Raw genomic sequence first — 16,905 nt, 5'->3', positions numbered from 1 at the left:
AATTTTTAAAGATTCTGAAAACAATTACAAAAAAAGGAAAGTTCAAAAACTCAGAACTTTCCTTTTTGATTTCAATAATGAAATATTATTTTTCATTATTGAAATTTAGTTTTCTCCACAGAGTAGTTTTGCTTATACAGAAATCTTTACATAACTTGTCCTTATCGCCATTACACCTATTTAATAGAATTTTTAAAATTTCACTTTCCATTTCCTTTAAATTATTAGATAACCTTATATTTATTTCATTTTTGTTATCCTTCTCACTTTTACTAATTTTCTTTTTCTTTTTAGAGTTTAACGTTTCCATAATGAATTCTTCATTTAGTTCTTGTCCATCACAACAAGCTACAAGTCTCTCTATTAAGTTGCGTAATTCTCTAGCATTTCCATACCAATCATAGTCTAGTAAACAATTAAAAATGTTATTATTATTCCAGTATAACTTCTTATTTTCTCTAATGCATTCTTCTTGCAAAAATGAAATAACCATTGGAACAATATCTTTTTTTCTTAATCTAATAGGTATTAAATCTAATTCAAGTGCACTAAGTCTATAATATAAGTCTTCCCTAAAGTTTCCTTTTTCAACTTCTTCTAAAAGATTTCTATTTGTTGCACATATTATTCTTACATTAATAGGAATAACCTTATCTCCTCCTATTCTTCTTATTTCTTTTTCCTGTAATACCCTTAATAATTTTGACTGAAATCCTAAAGATATTTCACCTATCTCATCAAGAAATAGAGTTCCCCCATGAGAAAGTTCAAAAAGGCCTTTCTTTCCTCCTCTCACAGCTCCAGTAAATGCCCCCTCTTCATACCCAAAAAGTTCACTTTCAAGTAAGTTTGCACTTAGAGCCGCACAGTTTACAGATACAAATGGCATGTTTACCCTTTTACTTTCATTGTGAATACTTTGAGCAAACAATTCTTTTCCTGTACCAGTTTCACCGTGAATTAAAATAGTACCTTCTGACTTTGCAAATTTAATAGCCTGATTTTTCATCTTAACGATTTCATGACTTTCGCCAATGATATTTGAAAAATTATTTTTAGCTACAAATCCTTTTTCATTTAAGTTTTTTCTTATTTTTAATTCAAGTTTTTCTATGTTAGTAGTCTCGTCCAAAAATATGACAGTATCACATAATTTATCATCTATGCATATTGGAACTTTGTTGAATACTACCTTTTTACCATTTAAATCAGTGAGCATATTTTCTTCTTTCATTTTTTCACTAAGTTTATTTACTATACCTTCAGGTAAACATTCATTTATATTTTTTCCAATAACACTGTCCTTAGAATATCCTAGTATCTTCTCTACAGCAGAATTATATACAGTTAAGTTATCATGAGTGTCAACTGTAATGATGCCTTCTCTTACCATATTTAATATAGTTTCAAATTTTTTCGCTCTTACCCTCTCTTCTAAATTTAATTTTATTATCTCATTTGCTTGAATTATAGCTTGTACTATGGATTCTTCACCGGACTCTAGCAATTCTCCATATATACCATTTTTAATTGCTTCCCTTGTAGCTATTACATCTCCTACAATTGCATCAACTTTTTTATCAGATATAAGATATTTTACTTTACCTGCAATTTCACTCACTTCATTACACGCTTCAAAGTCTAGAGTAACATCAAGTATCTTATTGAAGTAATCTTTTTTAAATATGATATTTGATGTAGTAACAAAAGCTATCCTTTTGTAACCTTTGTTACTTATGCTGCTTATAGCCTTTAATATATCGAATGATGTTACAGGAATTTCTATAATAGGCGTATCTAACTTTTTTCTTAGATATCTGGCCGTTCCCCCTCTGGTTACTATAACTTTTACTCCTCCCTTTATCTTCTTTTCAATTTTATTAATTCCTTGATCTAAATTACTGGTTAATACAGAAAAGGGTACGTTTACAGATTTTTTTAGTTTCTTAGCTAATTGTTCTAATTTATCATAAGGAGCAACTAATAATATTTCTTCCATAAAACTTATCACACAAAATTTTATAACTATCTAACTTTTGTGTGAAGATTTCACCTCCCCTTATATTACTGAAAAATTTAAACGTTTTTATCCAATGACTACCCGCTCTAATACTCCCATCTGATTCAAGTTGCACTTTATATTGCTTTAAAAATAACTAACTTAAGCCTTGTTAATATACACAATAATTATATTCTAATTATCTAATTGTTTTCAATACTATACAGAATTACTTTTCAATTTTCTCCACAATGTACTTCTATTTACTCCGAGAATTCTTGAGGCCTCGGATAAGTTTCCCTTACATCTGCTTATTACTTCATTTATATAATTTTCTTCTAGTTCCTTCAAAGTAACTAATCTACCTTCAGCAACTTCCTCATTAACTATGTTATCCTTTATATAACAATCCTGAATCTTAATGTCTCTTAGTCCAATTTTATTGTTTTCACATAAAACTACAGCTCTTTCTATTATCCCTTCAAGTTCTCTTATATTACCCTTGTACTGATAGTTAATCAAGTACTGTTTAGCTTCATCTTCAATACCATAAATATTTTTATCATACTTTATAGAATATGAGGTTAAGAAAAACTGTGATAGTTCTAAAATATCCTCCTCTCTCTCATTAAGAGAAGGAATTAACAAAGTTAATATATTAATACGGAAGAATAAATCTTCTCTAAATTTATTTTCTTCAACCATTGCTCTAATATTTCTATTAGTTGCAGAAATAATTCTTACATCTAAAGGTATCACCTTATCGTCACCAATTCTCATAACTTTTTTTTCCTGCAGTACTCTTAAAAGCCTGGCTTGAAATTCTAGTGATAGCTCACCTATTTCATCTAGAAAAATAGTTCCCTTGTGTGCCAATTCAAAGAGTCCCGGTTTTCCACCTTTCTTTGCCCCAGTGAAAGAACCTTCCACATGTCCAAAAAGTTCGCTTTCAATAAGGTTCTCTGGAAGTGCAGCACAATTTATAGCTACAAAGGGTCCGTTACATCTCTTACTTTTGTTGTGTATACTTTGTGCAAACAGTTCCTTTCCTACACCAGACTTTCCCAATATCAATATTGGAGAGTCAAATTCGCTATACCGTTTTGCATTTTGGATACAAGTTTTGGTTATTTCACTTCTAAATATAATATCCTCAAAATTATATTTAGCGGTGAATCCTTTATCAATGAGATTACGCCTTATTTTATGTTCTAAATCTTGTATATGAGTCACATCCTGAAAAGTAGCTACTACTCCAGTGATAGCGTTATCTACAAGTATAGGTATTCTATTAAATGCAATCTTATGTTTATTTACTTCTTGTACCTCACCAATCTGCAATTTCCCTGTTTTTAACACTTCAACCATACTTGTATCTTTAAGTATTTCACTAATATTCTTACCTACTACATTCTTTTCTGAGTATGCAAACAGTTTTTCAGCTATTGAATTGAATAAGGTTATTTTCCCGTGCTTATCAATTGCTACTATACCATCACTAACGAAATTTGTTATAGTCTTAAAACGCTCTGTTTTTTCTTTTTCCTTCTTAGATACATTTAGTATTCTTATAGATTCCTGTATTGCATCATAAACTGCTTCCTTTCCCGACTCTATACGAAAACCCCTAACGCCTAGTCTCTCAGCAGTATTACTACCTATAGAATCACCTACAAAAACATTTACCTTATGATTTATCATATTTCTTATTAGTTCATAGACATCTTCCTCATTAGAAATTTCAGTAATCTCTAATTTTAAATTTAAAATTTCACGTATATTTTCGCATCCCAAAATAGTATTTTTATATCCCACAACTCCTATCTTTTCTTTGTAATCTATCAAATCCTTAAAACCTCTTAATATATCAAAGGAGCTCATTTTAATTTCAACAACTGGTATGTTTACTGAGTTTTTTATCATTGTATATGTACCACCACGTGATATAATAACATTTGCCCCGTTATCCACTGCCTTTTTTGCTTCCACTACTCCTTCTCTCAAATCTCCAACAACTACATCAACCTCAAGACCATTTTCCTCAATAACCTCTTGTGCAATATTTTTAAGTTTTTCAAAAGGAGAAATTAACACAATTTCTTTCATCGAATCACCCTACATTTTTATAATTTAGATTTAATATTAAATAGGTTTACTTAACCTATTTCTTTATTTAAGTTATGTAATTAAATTTATTTAACAATTTGATACATTGGAAAATACTTCATATTAATTATATGTAATATACATTACAAATTAACTAATTTTCATAATAACTTATAAAAAGTTTATACACCTCTAATAATTATATTAGAGGTGTATAAGTTAATATAAGAGTTTAACCTTGTACTCAGTTATATAAATACCCACAGCTTAAATTTAACTTATACGGGGGGATATATTACCAATGTTGAAGTCACATTTAAATATTTTTTTATTAGTCTTAGCGAAAATTCGAGAAAAATCTTAGAACTTTAGATATGTTTGAGGCAGGAGTTTATCAAAGTTCTTTTATATTATTATGAAACTCCTCTTCCTTTCGTCAGAGGAGTACTCACAGAGTAAGCGACCATATTAAAATCACAGATTTTGTATGTCTGCTTAACCGATTCGCACAAAATCATAGATTTTGGCTCTCTGCTTAAATTTGAGCTTTAGACTAATTAAAAATATTTAACGTGACGAAACATGGTAATATATACTGTAGTATAAGTTAAATTTCGGACATGATTATCTATATAGGGTCTAAACTCGAAACATATAACATTAAAATCTTATGAATTCACCCTCACTATCAATTAAGTCCTGAAATTCTCCTATAATTTCTATGTCATCTCTATATTTTATTTCTTCCAAAATTATATCAGATACATAAATTTCATCTAATTTTAATGTATTTTTTATTCTAACAATTCTTGCTTTTTCTATATCTATTGGGCCAAAAGTTCTTAGTGCAAACTGGATAGCCTGTTTATCTGTATCTGCTACAATAGGCATCTTTGCTCTTTCTATAAATGTACTTGTAACAGTATTTTCGTAGGTTGGTTTAAAATCTATTTTATTTGCTAGCCTTTTTGTTATAAAATCTGCTAGTCCCATGCCAAGAGCATTACCATGAGATTCTTCCGTTAAGTCCGTAACTATAATATTAGTGATATTAGGACTTTCAGGCTCTTGTTGACCTCTAATCTTAATCCTTCCTATAATATTCGTATCCATGCCTGTTCCACTTACGTTTTTACCCAATTCATCAACAATTAAAATATCTATTTTATCTACCGGAAGCTTCGGCATATTCTTCTTATTGTATTGTAAAAGCTTCTTCTCTTCCTCTTCTATTTCTGATGGTTTTAATACTCTTATTATAGCTGTTTCATCGTAAGCATTTTCAACTATACCTATTCCTGCAATAATATTTCCATACTTTAATACCTGCCTAGCTGTTTTAGGTATTAACTCTCTCAATCCATAAACTCCATATCTATGAATTTCTAATGCTTGTTTGTGTTTTCCTAAGCCTATAACGCACATTTTCATAAGGCCGCTTTCTGTAGGTCCATGGAAATCAGTGTGTACTTTTATTCTATTAATTATAATTGTTCCATCAGCCTCGTAAGCATTTTTATCCATATAAACTTTGTTAATCAAATCTTCTTGTGGAAGTTCTACTACTTGCATAGATGATTTAATAGGAGCTCCAATATATTCCTCCGTTACACCATAGCCCTCTAGTACTTCTTTTTGTCCTTGGGCAGTAGCTCCTCCATGGCTTCCCATAGCAGGTACTATAAATGGGTTTCCTCCCATTCCTTTTACACACTCAACAGTTGCTTTTACAACTCTTGCAATATTTGCTACTCCTCTACTTCCAACAGCTATTGCAATATTAGAGCCTTTTTCAATAACAAGTTCTGATTTTAATATTTCTTCTTTTACTACCTCTTCAATATTTTCAATCCTGTCTCTATTAAAATCTTGTCTAATCTTTATCATACTAGGAATATTCATTATTATGCCTCCATTTATAATTACATTTTTACACTTCTTCTGCTACTTCTACACTTTCTCCATGTGTCTTCCCAGCAGTCTTAGCTGGTAATGTCATTGTTAATAAGAATCCTAATGCCAAAATTACTACTAGGCTATAAATTCCTGCACTAGAACTATATCTATATGTTAACCATCCAACAAGATATGGTCCTAAAAATCCTCCAAGATTCCCCAGAGCATTTATAACTCCACGGGCACCTCCAGCTGCCTCTGCCGAAAATAACATTGGTGGTATTGTCCAAAAAACACTTGAAGCAGCTTGAAAAAATACTCCACACCCTATAAGGAAAGCAAAAGATACCCAAACTTGACTCTTAAATTGAACCGATAATAACAAGCATATTGAAAATCCAATTAGAGGTATACCAGTATACAGCTTCCTATTCCCACTCTTATCTGAGCGCGTTCCAAAGATATATAACCCAATAATTGTACCTATATATGGAAAGACTGATAGAAGTCCAACACCAGCCATACCGGAACGGGTTAACGTTTTCAAAAGAGTGGGAAGCCAAAGTGAGAAACCGTAAATACCTGTTTGATAACAAAAATATATGAGAATCAACTTCCACATATTAATATTTTTTAGTATTTCTCCTATAGATACTTTTTCACCTTCACTTTTTCTTAAAGCCTCCTGTTCTTCACGTAATTTAGTGTTAATATAATCTTTTTCCTCTTGACTAATCCATTTAGCATCCTCTGGACGGTCACTCATAAGTGGCAACCATATAAACATTAATGCCAAAGATATTATACCTTCAATAATAAATACCATACGCCAATTGTAAACAGAAATAATCCATCCTGATAGAGGACCAGTAATAATTGCAGCTATTGCAAGATTCATCATGAAAAATGCATTAGCCCTACCACGTTCTTCATTTGGAAACCAGTGACTTATGATGGTAAGTATTGCCGGCCAAACTCCACCTTCTGCCACACCTAAAAGAAAACGAATAGCAAGCAATTGCCATACATTCTGTACAAAACCTGAAATAATTGCAAATCCTCCCCATCCTAAAATAGTCCAAGCAATAAATTTTTTTGCGCTTCCCTTTTCTGCTATTTTACCTCCAGGTATCTGAAGAAACATATACCCAAAAAAGAATATACCTGCTGCTAACCCTGATATAGTTGCTGTCATACCTAATGATTTATCCATACCTCCAGCCATAGCGAATCCTATATTTGTACGATCCATGTACGCAACAATATATACTAGTATTGTTGGCGGAATTATATGCAACCAACGCCCATTTGGAACTTTATTGCTTATATTTTTATCCATTTTTATCCCCCCATTTATGGTTTAAAATATATCTTTAATTAAACATATAACTCTTTAAATAAACCTATTATAATTTTCTGAGCAATTACTAGTTGTAAAACTATAAAAACATTTCAGCTACTTTCATAGCCTCAATCATACTAGTTTCTCCTGCTTTCCCCTTACCTGCTATATCAAAGGCTGTTCCGTGATCTACAGATGTTCTTATAATTGGCAGACCTACTGTTACATTTACACCTATATCAAACCCTAAAAGTTTAAGTGGTATATGCCCTTGATCATGATACATACATACCACAATGTCATATTGACCTTTAAGTGCTTTTAAGAATACAGTATCTGGAGGAATAGGTCCATCTGCCTTTATTCCTAAGGCTTCTGCCCCTTCTACCGCTGGTTTAATTTCTTTAATATCTTCGTCTCCAAAGATTCCTGACTCTCCGGCATGAGGATTAAGACCAGCTACACCAATTTTAGGTTCTTTTACCCCCATTTTAATTAAAGTTTCATTTGCTAATTTAATTACATCTAAAACCCTATCTTTTTTAACTTTATCACAAGCATTTCTCAAAGATGTATGTGTGGATACATGTATAACTCTTAAAGACTTTGATGTTAACATCATAGAATATTTTTTTGTTTCTGTAAGTTTAGCAAATATTTCAGTATGTCCATCATAGTTATGTCCTCCCAGGTGAAGAGCCTCCTTATTTAAAGGTGCTGTAACTACACCTTTTATCTTACCTTCTAGTGCATATTTTATTGCCTTTTCAATATACCTAAATGCGGCATCTCCGCAGATAGCAGAAACCTTTCCTATTTGAAAATCAACCATTTTTAAGTCCATGACGTCAATAATATTTATTTTATTCTTATCAAATTGTGATAAATCATTTATATTATTTAGTTCTTTAGTTATTTTTAGCATGCTTTTGTAATAGTTCATAACTTCGTAGCTTCCAAATACAACGTAATCAGATTTTAAATTAGTGTTATGGCTAAGAGCTTTTAAAGTTATTTCAGCTCCAACTCCAGCGGGATCTCCCATAGTTATACCTATAATGCTCATTTATAAAGCCTCCTTAAGTTTTTTTATACTATATTCTAGAGAATCATCTTTTCCAAAGGCACCAGCCTTAGTTATGACTCTAAGACCATGGTAAGTTCCTCCCTTTAGCTTCATTAAAGGAATTCCTGGTGATATTTCTTGAATAATACTTGATCCTTTTGAATTTAATTTACTTATAATTTCTATAGCGGTGTCGCCGCCTGTTGCAAATACACCTGAAACTTCTACTTCTTTTAGTATCTTTTCAGTAATAGAAGCTAATTTTCTCTGAGTATATATGCTTATATCCTCCTTACTCATGCCCATACTTTCACCTATCTGTATACATGCTTCATAATCTTCTCTCCTCAAACTCGATATAACGATTACATCTCTTCCGCTTTTTAATTTGTCTATGGCATCATTAATAAGATCTTCTTCGTTATTATTTTGAAGAAGCAGCTCTATATGTGCATCAATAACATATGCTCCTTTAGCTTCAGCAAAACCCACTTGTTCTCTAGAGACATTACTAATACTTCCAACGATTGATAGTACAGGTTTAGAATTAGTTGTTGTCTGTAATATAGCATCTGCTAAACCTGCTGCACCTACCCAAAGTACTTTCTTTTTTGTGTCTATTACTGCTTCAACTATTTTTAATAAATCCTTGTTTAGTTCAGCATCAAAAGTGAAAATTTTTCCTTTAGATAAATCTATATTACCTGTCCTTATATCACTTATATATACATGAACTACCTCTTCCTTTAAACCACTTCTTAAAAAATTAGCTATGTTATCTTCTTTTACGGGCTTTTTAGGATCCTTTGCTATTTCTGTTTCTGTTATAGGTATACCATTCATTTTTTGAATTCCATTCACAGTAGTTCTGTTGTTATCCGGATATGCTGGCGCAAAAACAATAATATCTGGTTTATAATTTTCATTTATGGCTTTAATTTCAGCTATTATATTACCTCTTAATGTAGAATCCACCTTTTTATAAACATAGTCAAAGTCTATGTTCAATGCATTGCTACTTATATCCATCACCTTATCATAGGCTTCTTTTTCCGTTAACCCTCTAGATTCAGTATCGATAACAAAAGCTTCTCCTGAGCTATCTATAAGGGTTGGTTCAAAAATCACATCTGTCTTTATGCCTCTCTTTCTAAACTGTACACCAGTATCATTTGCCCCAGTAAAATCATCTGCAATTATTAAGTGCTGCATCTTTAATTTCTCCCTCCAATTATGTTTTATGTTAGGCTGTAACTTTAACTTGCCTTTATGCATACTGTTAATCCTCCTCCCCTACTTACTTATATTTGAAAATCTTTTCTATAATTTAATCAAAGCATTTTTCATGCCAATTGAAAACATTTAATTTAATGATATACATTATAAATCAGTGTTGAAAAATACAACAACTTATAATGCAAAAAGCAATGATTGATGCATTTTACATCAATCTTAACAATGCACTCCATGTGCCTTGTTAATGGAAATATTAACTTTTTTAGCTATTTAAACAAAATAACTGCTTTTTAGTGTAAAATTGCTAAAGCTTATAAGAAATTTTACGATAAATTATTGCAAACATATTGCTATTATATACATAATTTTGAGGGGGAAAAAGATGAATATACTAAGAAGAACAAACGTAAAAATAAAAATATCCATAGCATTTTTCATAGTAGTTTTAATAATCGGATTAGTTGGTGCTATAGGCATGAGCTCCTTAAAAAAATCAAATTCAAATTCAGAAAAAATATACAATAATAATTTAAAGAGTCTGTATATGCTATCAGATATAGAGCAAAATTTATCTTCAATTAACGGAAATATACTTCAGTTAATATATATAAAAGATGATAGCCAAAAGGCAAGTCTCTTAAAAAATACTCAGGATAACATAGATATAAATGATAGCTACTTAATGGAATATGAAAAACTCCAAGTTAGTGAGCAAGAAAGAAATTTATTTAATATATATAAGTCACAGCTTCAGGCTTTTAAGACTGAAGAAGAAAAAATGGTAACTTTTATTAATAATAATGATTTTGAGGGTGCAGCAAAACAATACAAACAAATGTATGATAAATTTGATCCAATGTTCAATACCATTGATAAACTTGTAAAGTTAAGCGACAATGAAGCAAAGCAGACAAATGAAAACAATAGAGTTGTTTATGTTGCTGCAAACGTTAATATGAATATATTTATTGTAGTGGGAATTATTCTTGCAGTACTATCGGCTGTAATTATTATAAGGCAAATAACTATACCATTATCAAAAATGATGTCCTTTGCTGAGAGGCTTTCTAAATATGATTTTTCTACACCCATAACCATAACAGGTACGGACGAATTTTCACAAACAGCCATTTCTCTTAATACAGCACAGGAAAATGTAAGAAATCTCGTTAAAACCATTACGGACAACTCTCAGGATATGAGTTCTGCCAGTGAAGAACTTTCTTCCATGGTACAGGAACTAAATGCAAACTTCGAAAATATAGATACAGCTACAAAGGGAATAACAAATGGAGTACAGGAAACCAGTACCTCCTCAGAAGAAATTAGTGCCTCTGTAGAGGAAGTAGATGCCAGTATCAGTCAGCTGTCAGAAAAAGCTATGGAAGGAAGCAATAACGCAGCTCAATTTAAAGAAAGAGCTAGTGAAGTTCAAAGTAAGGGTAAGGAATCTATAGAACAAGTAGGAAAAATATATACTGAAAAGAAAGAGAAAATTGTAAAGGCAATTGAGGATGGAAAGGTAGTAGAGAATATAAATGTTATGTCGGACACTATAGGGGCTATAGCAGAACAAATAAACTTACTTGCACTTAATGCAGCCATTGAAGCAGCCAGAGCGGGAGAGCATGGAAAGGGCTTTGCAGTGGTAGCAGAGGAAGTAAGAAAGCTGGCAGAACAATCCTCAGAAGCAGTAACAGGTATAAAGGATACTATTTCAAAGGTTCAAGAAGCCTTCAAAAATCTCTCCAATAACAGCAGTGATGTATTGAAATTCATAAATGAAGATATAAATTCACAATTTAAAGCTTTTGAAAAGATGGGAGACCAATACTATAAGGATTCAAATTTTGTAAGCTCCATGTCAGAGGAGATAGCAGCTATGACAGAAGAAATTACAGCCACTGTAGGACAAGTAAGTGAGGCAATACAAAACATGGCAGAAATCGCACAAAGATCCTCAGAGGGTGCGGAAGCAATACAGTCAAGTATATCTGAAGCAAACCAAGGTATAAATCAAGTAGCAGAAACATCACAAAGTCAAGCGGAACTGGCACAGAAACTTAATGAAATAGTACAAAAGTTTAAAATATAGAATTGAACAATATAGTCTGTGAATAATTTTGTGTAAACTTCCTTAAAAAATTTTATACTAGTATATTTGAATAAATAACTAGGTCGGATTAACCCCTTTATTTTGGACAAAGGCTAATTAATTCTTGCTTTTTCTTATAATTACACCCTTACTTCAATATTAGTTAGCTGCTCTCCAGAATAAAGGTGGTAAAATTCACTGGGAGTTATATACCCTAAGCTTGAATGTAATCTTCTATTTTAAAAGCAATTGTCCAAGTATCCTTAGGGGCTTAAGAGATATCCTAACCGCTGTCTCAACGTTGGTTTAGACGGACTTTAAATACCACCTGGCAAAAGATTAAAGAGGGTAAAATATAAACGAAATCTTAACTTTCAAATTACAACTCTTATTAGTTCAAGCTTATCTATACGTTAAAAAAATCCCACCATTAGGATGTTATTGACAATGAACGATTCCAGTATTATAATGTCGATATTTAAATACTGATATTATAGGAGCGAGCAATTATGTACGACGGTAAGGAATTCCCAATTTATATTTCAACGCAGGCATTAAAGCGCATGTCGTATTATCATCATTATTTAAAGCAATTACATAGGGAAGGAATAGAAGTGATTGCCGCACCATCGATTGCTGATGCATTAAAACTGAATGCTGTATAATTATCTGTTTGTATAAAGCAGATGGAAAAGAAAATTAAGGTAGTTATTTTGAATGGAGGATATATATGAACGAAACATTTGATTTCAAGATTGTTGATAGTATTATTGATGAGCTTGGATGTAAGGAAAGTGCAATTATTGCTATCTTGCAGAGTATACAGGAGCATTATGGGTACCTGCCCAAAGAGACTTTTCCATATCTCTCAAAAAAACTTAGTATCAGTGAAGCTAATATCTATAGTGTAGCCACATTTTATAAGAACTTTTCATTGGAACCAAAAGGTAAGTATGTCATAAAAGTTTGTGACGGTACTGCCTGCCATGTTAGAAAATCAATTCCTATACTTGACAGACTACGTAAAGAATTAGGTCTATCGGAAGCAAAAGCTACAACCGATGATCTAATCTTTACTGTAGAAACTGTATACTGTCTTGGCGCATGCGGACTGGCTCCCGTATTGACCGTAAATGATAAGGTATACCCTGCCATGACACCGGATAAGGCCGCTGAACTTTTGAAAGAACTGAAGGATTAATTTTTAAATTTCTTTAACAATTTAAACTTATAATTTTTTCTTCAATTCTGACATCATATTCATTAACTCTTCATCTTCATCAAATACGGAAGTTCCTTTAAGATCAGCTTCATTAACACTATGGCTGTATGGAATAGTATAGATAACGGGGATACTTAGTTTATCCTCAATAATTTTTTTCTCTCTTGAATTCTTTACTTTATTTAAAACCGCTACATTATTTTTTATACCTATATCCTTAGCTAATTTATTTATTCTTTCTGCCGTTTCAACTGAACGTAGATTTGGTTCCACAACTGTTATTAATACATCTATATTTTCTGTAGTTCCCCTTCCTAAATGTTCAATTCCAGCTTCCATATCCATGATCAAGGTATAGTCAGATTTGTTTAGGTAATGTTGTAGTAATTTTTTTATAAGTGCATTCTCGGGACAAAAACATCCGCTTCCTCCTTGTCTAATAGATCCAGCTACTAACAACTGCACACCATCATTACATTGGACTCCAAATCTATCTAAAATGTCATCTACTGTAAAATTCAATTTAAACATTTGACCATAGCCACTGCCTGGTTTTACTCCTGTCTTTTCTGCGATCAAATCATCCATTTCTGACAATGGCTTGATATCAGCTTGGCTCCCACCTAACGTAGTTACCAGATTTGGAGAAGAGTCAGTATCTAAAGCAATTACTTTTTCTCCTTCTTTAGAAAAAACTCTAGCAAGTCCTGCAGAAATGGTAGTTTTACCTACTCCACCTTTTCCTGAAATAGCTATCTTCATCTTTTCACCCTCCAAAATTTCTTCATCTCGTTATTTTTTTTACAAGTTTCACATAAATCCAAGTCTGAAAAACTTGGAAAATCTTCTTTTAGTTTTTCTATGATTTTTTTAGTACTAAAAAATTCTCCACAGTCCTTACATTCTTTCAGCTCAACCTTTGTATTAAAATATTCAATATATCTAGTTGAACCTTCATCTTTAACTTTTATAGTTCCAATAGGACAAATTTCAGCACAGGCACCACAGCCTATGCAAACATCAGAATCAATAGAAAAAGGAGTACCAACCTTAGTATCATAACCTCTTCCTACAAAACTTATAGCTTCAATCCCTACTTTTTCCTTACAGACTCTAACACATCTACCACAATATAATAAACAATCATAGTCCTTGCTTTCAAATCTGCTTTTTGTAATTCCTAGTTTCTCAAATCTTTCTTTTAATTCTTTTGAGCCTGTCGTTCGAGCCAGCAACAGTTCAGCTATTAATTTTCTTTTTTCCACTAGTTCTTTAGTTGCTGTTTTAATTACCATACCGTCTTCTACATATCTAGTACAAGAAGCATCTATGGTTTTGTTTCCATTTTTCTCTATCTCAACGATACATAATCTACAAGCACCGTAAGGTTCTAAACCATCATGATGGCATAGAGTTGGGATCTCAATATCCAGCTCTATTGCCAATTCAAGAATAGTTTTTTCTTCCTGCACTTTAACTTCTTGACCATCAATAGTTACTTTCATCCTATCACTCCTGCCCCAACTCTACTCTTTTATCACCTTGTTGAGAAGCAGTTAAAAGTCTTTGTGCTGCTGCTTCTTTTTTCTTACTAGATAACTCTTCTAAAGTTATGAGTTTCAAGGCATTTGTAGGACATCCCTTCACACATGCTGGTTCTTTTTCTTCTTCTAGCCTTTCTATACAGAAATCACACTTGATTACAGTATTGTCTGCTTTACTTCTCTTTAATACTCCAAAGGGGCAAACTTGAACACACATCTTACACCCTATACATTTATTATTATTTATCACAACTGGAGCTTCATCATTTTTTCTACCTATAGCGGCTGTAGGGCAGACAATCTCACAAGGAGCATCGTCACAGTGCCGACATTGCCAGGGAATATTACTTCCATTTATAGATTCTACACTTATCCTATACTGGGGTAGAGGTTTCTCCTGAATAGCTGCAAATAAATCCTTGGAATTAGAATGTTCAATAGCACATTCCAACTGACAGGTACGACAGCCTAAACATTTATCTATATCAATATCTATTATTTTTTTCATATTTATCCCCTCTTCCCTAACAGTTGTGCCCGCTTGCTTTCAATATGCTCAATCATTAGATCTGCTATTTTATGAGGATTACTTTCCACAGCAAATTTACCTCCAGTCACTTCTTCTACATCTTCAGTTAATAACTTAACTACCTCACTACTTCCCAAAATAGGAGGTGTATCTCCTAAAACAGTAAAGACTCCCGAAGCTATAAAATAAGTACCTATAGCTACTGCCTTTTCACTCATCCATTCAGGAGCTGCTCCTGCAACAGGTAAGTCAGAAGTCTTAACACCTAAAGCTTCTGCTATTGCTGATATGGCAACAAGAATTCTGGTATTATCTACACAGCTTCCCATGTGTAAACAAGGAGGAATACCAAGTTGTTTACAGACTGCCTGAAGACCATCTCCAGCTAATTTAGCACCTTCTGCTTTAAAAAGACCAGCTTTCATAGCAGCAATTGACCAGCAACCTGTTCCCACTACCAAGATATCATTAGCAATTAATTTTTTAGCAACTTCAATATGTCCTTTATCCTGTTCTACTTTAGGATTATTACAGCCTACTATGCCTGCTATCCCTTTGATTGTACCTTCTTTAATTGCATCAATAAGTGGATTTAAGGAACCACCTAAGGCTTCTACTATTGCTTCAACAGAAAATCCTACAACCCCATCCATCTTTTCTGAAGGTATTTTAATCTTATCTTTTACTCTGGCAGGGTAATTCTCAATGGCTGTTTTAATGATTTCCCTAGCAATTTCATCTGCCTGTTGTGGATGAAACTCAATATGTTCTGCTCCTGGTATCTTTGCTTTTTCAGAAGTAGTAATCACTTTAGTATGATAACAATTGGCTACATCTACTAACGAAGGCATAATACATTGGTAATCTACTACCATAGCATCTACAGCACCAGTAGTTATTGCCAATTCTTGTTGTAGAAAGTTACCCGCTGTTGGTATCCCATGTCTCATTGCAATTTCATTTCCTGTACAGCACATACCAGCTACCACAATTCCTGCTGCTCCTTTACTTTTGGCCAATTGTATCATTTCTTCATCTTCAGCAGCTTCAACAATCTTTTCAGACAAGATTGGAACATGTCCATGAGTAATTACATTTACCTTATCTTCTTCTAACACACCTAAGTTAGCAGAAGACTCAACAGGGTAAGGAGTACCAAACATCACATCTGAAAATTCACTACCAATTAAAGAACCACCCCAACCATCTCCAAGAGCTGTTCTAATTCCCTGTAGACTTAAGCTAAGAGGATCAGCATCAACTCCCATATTTGTGCGGTGCATACTTTCTATAACTTCCCTATCTATGTTTCTAGGAGCAACATTTATACTCTTCCAAAGCTTCTTTAAACTTTCAGGTGCATAAGCATTGGCAAATGAAAGCATCTTTTCATCCTGTTTTCCAAAGTCTAAAAGAGCTATTCTAGCAACATCTTCAGCAATTTCTTTAATTTCTCTATCTATATCAATTCCTAATTTAGACGCTATTGCTTTTAACTTAGCTTGATCCTTTATCTCATACCCTGATAATTCTCCTTCAACCATCTCTTTAAAGACCAATGCTACCTCTCTACCATGATCGCCATGGGCAGCCGCTCCAGCTGCAATCATCCTAACTAAGTTTCTAGAAACTATTGTAGCAGCTGTGGCACCACAGACCCCCTTTGAAGGTCCTTCTCCAAAGGGATCGATTCTACATGGTCCCATATTACAATTCCTACAACATAAACCAAGTTGCCCAAAACCACACTGAGGTTGTTGTGCTTTTAGTCTATCCCAAACAGTCTCCACTCCATCAGAATGTGCTTTTTTAATTCCTTCCTGTGTTGCTTTATCATATGACTTTTTTTCACTCAACATCTTTATACTCC

At 32.8% G+C, this 16,905-nt stretch carries 13 protein-coding genes; 3 read left to right on the top strand and 10 right to left on the bottom strand.

All coding sequences use genetic code 11. The features are described 5' to 3' along the window. Positions 1-85: 85 nt before the first annotated feature. From HGI79_RS09420 to HGI79_RS09395, 6 genes are all read right to left on the bottom strand, one after another. The gene (locus HGI79_RS09420; protein ID WP_185650466.1) at positions 86-1,999 is read right to left on the bottom strand and encodes a sigma 54-interacting transcriptional regulator; all 1,914 of its coding nucleotides are present in this window, start codon (positions 1,997-1,999) and stop codon (positions 86-88) included. Positions 2,000-2,218: 219 nt separating this feature from the next. Next, positions 2,219-4,105 carry a sigma 54-interacting transcriptional regulator gene (locus HGI79_RS09415; protein WP_185650465.1) on the bottom strand — a complete coding sequence of 629 codons (1,887 nt, stop codon included), beginning with the start codon at positions 4,103-4,105 and terminating at the stop codon, positions 2,219-2,221. A gap of 660 nt (positions 4,106-4,765) precedes the next feature. After that, a complete protein-coding gene (locus tag HGI79_RS09410) occupies positions 4,766-6,007 on the bottom strand; it encodes a DUF362 domain-containing protein (RefSeq protein ID WP_185650464.1) in 1,242 nt (413 codons plus the stop codon). A 28-nt stretch (positions 6,008-6,035) separates the two neighbouring features. Further along, on the bottom strand, positions 6,036-7,340 hold the full coding sequence (locus HGI79_RS09405; protein WP_185650463.1) for an MFS transporter: 1,305 nt from the start codon (positions 7,338-7,340) through the stop codon (positions 6,036-6,038). 100 nt (positions 7,341-7,440) lie between these two features. Beyond that, entirely contained in the window at positions 7,441-8,409 is a 969-nt protein-coding gene (gene pdxA / locus HGI79_RS09400) for a 4-hydroxythreonine-4-phosphate dehydrogenase PdxA (RefSeq protein WP_185650462.1), read from the bottom strand. Then, entirely contained in the window at positions 8,410-9,684 is a 1,275-nt protein-coding gene (locus HGI79_RS09395; protein WP_185650461.1) for a four-carbon acid sugar kinase family protein, read from the bottom strand. 343 nt (positions 9,685-10,027) lie between these two features. Between HGI79_RS09395 and HGI79_RS09390 the strand changes: the two genes are divergently transcribed. The 3 genes from HGI79_RS09390 to HGI79_RS09380 all read left to right on the top strand — a co-directional run bounded on the left by HGI79_RS09390 (position 10,028) and on the right by HGI79_RS09380 (position 12,941). After that, on the top strand, positions 10,028-11,740 hold the full coding sequence (locus HGI79_RS09390; RefSeq protein ID WP_185650460.1) for a methyl-accepting chemotaxis protein: 1,713 nt from the start codon (positions 10,028-10,030) through the stop codon (positions 11,738-11,740). Between the two features lie 509 nt (positions 11,741-12,249). Continuing rightward, positions 12,250-12,405 carry a winged-helix domain-containing protein gene (locus HGI79_RS09385; RefSeq protein WP_185650459.1) on the top strand — a complete coding sequence of 52 codons (156 nt, stop codon included), beginning with the start codon at positions 12,250-12,252 and terminating at the stop codon, positions 12,403-12,405. A 65-nt stretch (positions 12,406-12,470) separates the two neighbouring features. Beyond that, positions 12,471-12,941, top strand: a complete 471-nt coding sequence (locus HGI79_RS09380) for an NAD(P)H-dependent oxidoreductase subunit E (protein ID WP_185650458.1) — start codon at positions 12,471-12,473, stop codon at positions 12,939-12,941. A gap of 27 nt (positions 12,942-12,968) precedes the next feature. Here HGI79_RS09380 and HGI79_RS09375 read toward each other — a convergent pair whose 3' ends face one another. The 4 genes from HGI79_RS09375 to cooS are packed head-to-tail and all read right to left on the bottom strand — an operon-like array spanning position 12,969 to position 16,894. Further along, a complete protein-coding gene (locus HGI79_RS09375) occupies positions 12,969-13,724 on the bottom strand; it encodes an ArsA-related P-loop ATPase (protein ID WP_185650457.1) in 756 nt (251 codons plus the stop codon). After that, positions 13,721-14,467 (bottom strand): 2Fe-2S iron-sulfur cluster-binding protein, encoded by a 747-nt coding sequence (locus tag HGI79_RS09370; protein WP_185650456.1) that lies wholly within the window; start codon positions 14,465-14,467, stop codon positions 13,721-13,723. The genes HGI79_RS09375 and HGI79_RS09370 overlap by 4 nt, the downstream gene beginning before the upstream one ends. Positions 14,468-14,471: 4 nt before the next feature. Next, positions 14,472-15,014 (bottom strand): 4Fe-4S dicluster domain-containing protein, encoded by a 543-nt coding sequence (locus HGI79_RS09365; RefSeq protein WP_185650455.1) that lies wholly within the window; start codon positions 15,012-15,014, stop codon positions 14,472-14,474. Positions 15,015-15,016: 2 nt separating this feature from the next. Then, positions 15,017-16,894 carry an anaerobic carbon-monoxide dehydrogenase catalytic subunit gene (gene cooS, locus HGI79_RS09360; protein ID WP_185650454.1) on the bottom strand — a complete coding sequence of 626 codons (1,878 nt, stop codon included), beginning with the start codon at positions 16,892-16,894 and terminating at the stop codon, positions 15,017-15,019. Positions 16,895-16,905 lie beyond the last annotated feature (11 nt).

Source organism: Clostridium sp. DJ247 (assembly GCF_014231265.1).
Note: the sequence above shows the minus strand (reverse complement) of the source record. Positions and strands in the feature narration are given on the sequence as shown.